Annotated in this window: 5 protein-coding genes; 2 read left to right on the top strand and 3 right to left on the bottom strand. The window is 71.2% G+C overall.

Translation table 11 applies throughout. From position 1 onward, the window contains the following. On the top strand, nt 1-1,167 hold a 1,167-nt coding region (locus tag V7Q31_RS17200; RefSeq protein WP_333835080.1), incomplete at its 5' end, for a class I tRNA ligase family protein. A gap of 4 nt (nt 1,168-1,171) precedes the next feature. Here the strand turns inward: V7Q31_RS17200 and V7Q31_RS17195 are convergent. The 3 genes from V7Q31_RS17195 to V7Q31_RS17185 are packed head-to-tail and all read right to left on the bottom strand — an operon-like array spanning nt 1,172 to nt 3,895. Further along, entirely contained in the window at nt 1,172-2,536 is a 1,365-nt protein-coding gene (locus tag V7Q31_RS17195; RefSeq protein ID WP_333835079.1) for a glutamate--cysteine ligase, read from the bottom strand. A gap of 52 nt (nt 2,537-2,588) precedes the next feature. Then, nucleotides 2,589-3,140 carry a hypothetical protein gene (locus V7Q31_RS17190; protein WP_333835078.1) on the bottom strand — a complete coding sequence of 184 codons (552 nt, stop codon included), beginning with the start codon at nt 3,138-3,140 and terminating at the stop codon, nt 2,589-2,591. Then, nucleotides 3,137-3,895 (bottom strand): 16S rRNA (uracil(1498)-N(3))-methyltransferase, encoded by a 759-nt coding sequence (locus tag V7Q31_RS17185; protein ID WP_333835077.1) that lies wholly within the window; start codon nt 3,893-3,895, stop codon nt 3,137-3,139. Before V7Q31_RS17185 ends, V7Q31_RS17190 begins: the two co-directional genes overlap by 4 nt. Between V7Q31_RS17185 and ubiA the strand changes: the two genes are divergently transcribed. Further along, nucleotides 3,886-4,845, top strand: a complete 960-nt coding sequence (ubiA, locus tag V7Q31_RS17180; protein WP_333835076.1) for a 4-hydroxybenzoate octaprenyltransferase — start codon at nt 3,886-3,888, stop codon at nt 4,843-4,845. The genes V7Q31_RS17185 and ubiA overlap by 10 nt on opposite strands. The last annotated feature ends 500 nt before the right edge of the window (nt 4,846-5,345 follow it).

The raw sequence follows: 5,345 nt of genomic DNA, 5'->3' as shown, positions 1-5,345 counted from the left end.
TGGTTCGACTCAGGCTCCACCCACGCCTTCGCGCTGCGCGACCGGGGCGGGCAATGGCCGGCGGACGTGTATCTGGAAGGCACCGACCAGCATCGCGGGTGGTTCCATTCCTCGCTGCTGCAAGGCTGCGGCACGCGCGGGCGGGCGCCTTACAAAGCCTTGGTCACGCACGGCTTCACGCTCGACGAGAACGGGCAGAAGATGTCCAAATCCGTCGGCAACACCGTCGCGCCCGAGCAGGTGGTGAAGGAATACGGAGCCGACATATTGCGCCTCTGGGTCGCGACCGCCGACTACACCGAGGATCAGCGGATCGGGCCGAACATCCTGAAATCGGTCGCCGACAGCTATCGCCGGCTGCGCAACGGGCTGCGGTTCCTGCTCGCCAATCTCGCGGGCTTCGAGGAGGCGGAGCGGGTCGCGCCCGCCGACATGCCGGAGCTGGAGCGCTGGGTGCTGCACCGGCTCGCGGAACTGGATGCGGAAGTGCGGCGGGGCTACGGCGCCTTCGCCTATCAGCGGGTGTGGTCGGCGCTGTTCACCTTCGTCACCAACGATCTGTCGGCGGTGTATTTCGACATCCGCAAGGACGCGCTTTACTGCGATGCGGCGGACAGCCTGCGCCGGCGCGCCTGTCGCACCGTGCTCGACCTGCTGTTCCACCGGCTGACGGCGTGGCTGGCGCCGATCCTCGCCTTCACGACCGAAGAGGCGTGGCTGGAGCGCTTCCCCGGCCCGGACAGCTCGGTGCATCTCCAGACCTTCCCCGACACGCAAGAGGCGTGGCGCGATCCGGCGCTGGCGGCGCAGTTCGAGCGGCTGTTCGAGGTGCGGCGCGTCGTGCTGGGCGCGCTGGAGGTCGAGCGGCGGGAGAAGCGCATCGGCGCCTCGCTCGAAGCGGCGCCGGTCCTGCATGTCGCCGATGCTGAGTTGCGGGCGCTGGTCGCGGGCGTGGACATGGCGGAGCTGTGCATCGCCTCGGACTTGACCGTGACCGACGCGCCGGCCCCGGAGGGCGCCTTCGCGCTGGCCGATGTCGCGGGCGTCGCGGTGGTTCCCGCCCGCGCCGAAGGGGCGAAATGCGCCCGCTGCTGGCGCGTGACGCCCGATGTCGGGACGCACGGCCATGCGGAGGTCTGCGCGCGCTGCGACGCGGCGCTCGGCTGAGCCGTCAGTAGGCGTAGTCGCGGTAGATCAGGCTCAGATCGCCGTTCCAGTCGGTGGCGTGGCGGCGCAGAAGCTCGTCGGCGAGCGTCTCGTTGCGGCCCAGCGTGTCGCGCAGCGCGTTGAGGAAATGACCCTCGTCGGCGTCGAAGCTGTGGGCGACGGCCCGCGCCTTCAGCCCTTCGGCGGCGATCTCGACCAGCTCGCGCGCGTAGCTGCACACCGTCCGCCCGCCCATCTCGCCGCGCAGGCCGAGGCGGGCGGCCTGTTCGCGGAGCGTCTCGCGCTGCTCGGCGGTCCAGCGTTTCGCCACGTCCCAGGCGGCGTCCAGCGCGGCGTCGTCGTAGAGGAGGCCGACCCAGAAGGCGGGCAGCGCGCAGATGCGCCGCCACGGGCCGCCATCGGCGCCGCGCATCTCGATGTATTTCTTGAGCCGCGCCTCGGGGAAGATGGTGGTGAGGTGGTCGGCCCAGTCCGACAGCGTCGGCTTCTCGCCCGGCAGGGCGGGGAGGCGGCCGTCGAGGAAATCGCGGAAGGACTGGCCGGAGGCGTCGATGTAGCGACCGTCGCGGTAGACGAAATACATCGGCACGTCGAGCGCGTAGTCGACATAGCGCTCGAATCCGAAGCCGTCCTCGAAGATGAAGGGCAGCATGCCCGAGCGGGCGGGGTCGACGTCGCGCCAGATGCGGGCGCGCCAGCTTCTCCAGCCGTTGGGCTGGCCGTCGGTGAAGGGGGAGCTTGCGAAGAGCGCGGTGGCGATGGGTTGCAGCGCGACGCCCACGCGGAGCTTCTTCGCCATGTCGGGCTCGGAGGCGAAGTCGAGATTGACCTGGATGGTGCAGGTCCGGAACATCATGTCGAGGCCGTGGCCGCCGACTTTGGGCATGTAGGCGCGCATGATGGCGTAGCGGCCCTTCGGCATCACGGGGATCTCGTCGCGCGACCAGAGCGGGGCGGCGCCGAGGCCGATGAAGCCCGCGCCGATCTCCTGCGCGACCGAGCGGACTTCGGCGAGGTGCTGGTTCACTTCCTCGCAGGTCTCGTGGATCGAGACGAGCGGCGCGCCGGAGAGTTCGAGCTGTCCGCCGGGCTCGAGGCTGACATTGGCGCCGCCCTTGGTCAGCCCGATCAGCGCGTCGCCCTCCATGACGGGGCGCCAGCCGAACTGGTCGCGCAGGCCCTCGAGCATGGCGCGGACCGAGCAGGCGCCCTCATAGGGCAGGGGCTTGAGGTCGGACAGGCGGTAGCCGAATTTCTCGTGCTCGGTGCCGATGCGCCAGGCGTCGCGCGGCTTGCAGCCGGAGGCGAGGAATTCGGCGAGTTGCGCGCGGCTCTCGATCGGGCCGCCGCCCTGCTGCGGTATCGACATGGCGCCCCGTCCCCTGCAGTCGGCGGCGCGGGGCCGCTCTGGCGCGCGAGACTTATGCGCCGCGCGCAGGCGAGGCAAGCGCCCGCGGGGAGGGGCGGCGCCACAGGATCGCGCGCACGCCCTCGGGGCCGTCGAGCGCGCGGGTCAGGGCCGCGCGGTCGAAGCCGGGCAGCGCCGAGAAGGCGTCGAGCAGGCGCTCGGCCCCTTCGGCGTCGGCGGGGATGGCGAGGGGCGCGGCGCCGTCGGGGCGCAGGATCCAGACGAGGCTTCCGCCGCGCCGCTCCGCCTCGACCGAAACCAGCGCGTCGAGATCGACCATGCCCCCCGTTTCAGGGCCGAGATAGCCGATCAGCCCTTCGCGCACCGCCGCGAGCCCCGGCCCCGGCGCGGTCGCCGCCCCGCGCAGCCGCGCCCGCAACAGCCCGTCGCGCGCGAGGATCGCGGCGAAGACCAGCGCCGCGGCGAGCAGGACGAGCGGGACCGGCGCGCCCGCCAGCGCCGCCCGCCCCCAGAGCGCGAGCGACGCCGCCGCCACCGCCAGCCCGAGAGCGAGGTCGCGCCAGCGGCGCAGGAACGCGAGCGCCTCGGGGCGGAGGGAGCTCATCCCCAATCCCCGAGCGCCGCCTGCCAGAGCGCGAGCGCGGCGACGGCCGCCGTGTCGGCGCGCAGCACGCGGGGGCCGAGCGAGACCGGAACGGCGAAGGCCAAGGCGCGCAGCCGGGCGCGCTCCTCCGGCGCGAAGCCGCCTTCGGGGCCGATCAGGATCGCCCAGGGGCCAGCGCCTGCGGCGCGCAGCGCCTGCGTCGCGGGGGGCGCGTCGCGCAGTTCGTCGCAGAGCATCAGGCGGCGCTCCGAAGGCCAGTCGGCGAGGACGGCGTCGAGGGTCGCGGGCGGGTCCACCTCGGGGACGGAGAGGATGCCGCATTGCTCGGCGGCCTCGACCGCATGGGCGCGCAGGCGCTCGACATTGACGCGCTCGGAATTGGTGAAGCGGGTGAAGACCGGGCGCAAGCGCCGCACCCCCATCTCCGCCGCCTTCTCGGCGATGAAATCGGTGCGCGCCTTCTTGATCGGAGCGAAAAGCAGGTGCACATCCGGCGCATGATCCTGTTCGCGCATCCGTTCGAGGCAGACCAGCGTTCCGCCGCGCCGGTCGGCGCGGGCGACGCGGGCGCGCCACTCGCCGTCGGCCCCGTTGAACAGCGCGACCTCCGCCCCTTCGCCGAGCCGCATCACGGTGAAGAGGTAATGCGCCTGCTCGCGCGCCGGCGCGATCTCGGCGCCCGTCGCCAGCGGGGCGTCGACGAACAGCCTGACTTTCGGCGCAGTCTCCACGACGAGCCCCTCCGATGAGCGCATCCGTGCATAGCGCCCCCGGCGGCCCGGATGGAAGGGTCGCCGACGCGACGCCGGCCAACTGGGTCGACCGCTTCGCGCCCCAAGCGTGGCGGCCCTTCCTGCGTCTGTCGCGCGCCGACCGGCCCGCGGGGGTGTGGCTGCTGCTGCTGCCCTGCTGGCACAGCCTCGCGCTCGCCATCGCCGCCGAAGGCTGGACGCCGGCGGCGCTGTGGCTGATCCCCGCCTTCGCGATCGGGGCGTTCCTGATGCGCGGGGCGGGCTGCGTGTGGAACGACCTCGCCGACCACAAATTCGACGCGCAGGTGGCGCGCACCCGCTCACGCCCGCTGCCCTCGGGACAGGTGACCAAGCGGCAGGCGCTCGGGTGGATGCTGCTGCATCTGCTGTTGGCGCTGGGGGTGCTTCTGAGCATGAACTGGCCGACCATCGGGCTCGGGGTGATCTCGCTGATCCCGGTGGCGATCTATCCGTTCATGAAGCGCTTCACCTGGTGGCCGCAGGTGTTTCTGGGGATCGCCTTCAACTGGGGCGCGCTGATGGGGTGGAGCGCGGCCACGGGGTCGCTCGGCTGGGCGCCCATTCTTCTGTATTTCAGCGGGATGGCCTGGACGCTGCATTACGACACGATCTACGCGCATCAGGACAAGGAAGACGACGAGCTGATCGGCGTGAAGTCCACCGCAAGGCTGTTCGGCGCGCGGACGCGGATCTGGCTCGCGGGGTTCTCGGCGGCCGCGGTGGCGTTGGCGGGGGCCGCCGCGATGGCGGCGCTGGAGGGGCCGGCGCTGGCGGTGGGGCTCGCAGGCGTCGCGGCCTTCGGCGCGCATCTGGCGTGGCAGCTGCGCGCGCTCGACATCGACGATGCGGGAAGCTGCCTGCGCCTGTTCCGCGCAAACCGCGACAGCGGGGTCATCCTGCTGGCGGGATTCGCAGCGGCGGCCCTGCTGTGACGCCGCGCCCGACCCGCAAGTCCACCCTGCCGTAAACGACAAAAAAAGAGCGCCCGAAGGCGCTCTTGGAAGCTTCGGCGCCGAGCGCCGCTCAGATTTCCGCGCGCTTTCGACCGAGGAGCGCCGCCGAACCGAGTCCAGCGAGAAGCAGACAGGCGGCGGCGGAAACAGGCGCCGTCGACAAGGCGGCCACAGAGTAGCCGCCTGTCGCGGTAGCCCAACCGCCGACGATACACGCCACCGCAGCGAGCAAAAACGTCTTACTCATTTCACCCTCCCATCGGACCAAGTCCGTTTCCCAGAACGCGCCGGAACTCCCTTGGCCATACACACCGACCCGAGCTACGCATCACGGGCCGCTCACGGAATATTTACCTCCACCAATGCGGCGCCGCTGTCAAACCTCAAATGCGGTTTTTGATGAAATTTTTCGCAGATTCCCGTTCTGGTTGAACTTTTGAGCGGGGTGCTCGCGTGGCGCGGGCGCGCTTCCCTCCGGT

Source organism: Rubrimonas sp. (assembly GCF_036788415.1).
In the GTDB taxonomy this organism is placed as follows: Bacteria; Pseudomonadota; Alphaproteobacteria; order Rhodobacterales; family Rhodobacteraceae; genus Rubrimonas.
This window is presented reverse-complemented; position numbering and strand designations above follow the sequence as displayed.

Bases quoted from the DNA above. Each gene is read 5' to 3' on its own strand.
- V7Q31_RS17195 (WP_333835079.1), bottom strand. From the start codon at position 2,536: ATGTCGATACCGCAGCAGGGCGGCGGCCCGATCGAGAGCCGCGCGCAA.
- V7Q31_RS17190 (WP_333835078.1), bottom strand. From the start codon at position 3,140: ATGAGCTCCCTCCGCCCCGAGGCGCTCGCGTTCCTGCGCCGCTGGCGC.
- ubiA (WP_333835076.1), top strand. From the start codon at position 3,886: ATGAGCGCATCCGTGCATAGCGCCCCCGGCGGCCCGGATGGAAGGGTC.
- V7Q31_RS17185 (WP_333835077.1), bottom strand. From the start codon at position 3,895: ATGCGCTCATCGGAGGGGCTCGTCGTGGAGACTGCGCCGAAAGTCAGG.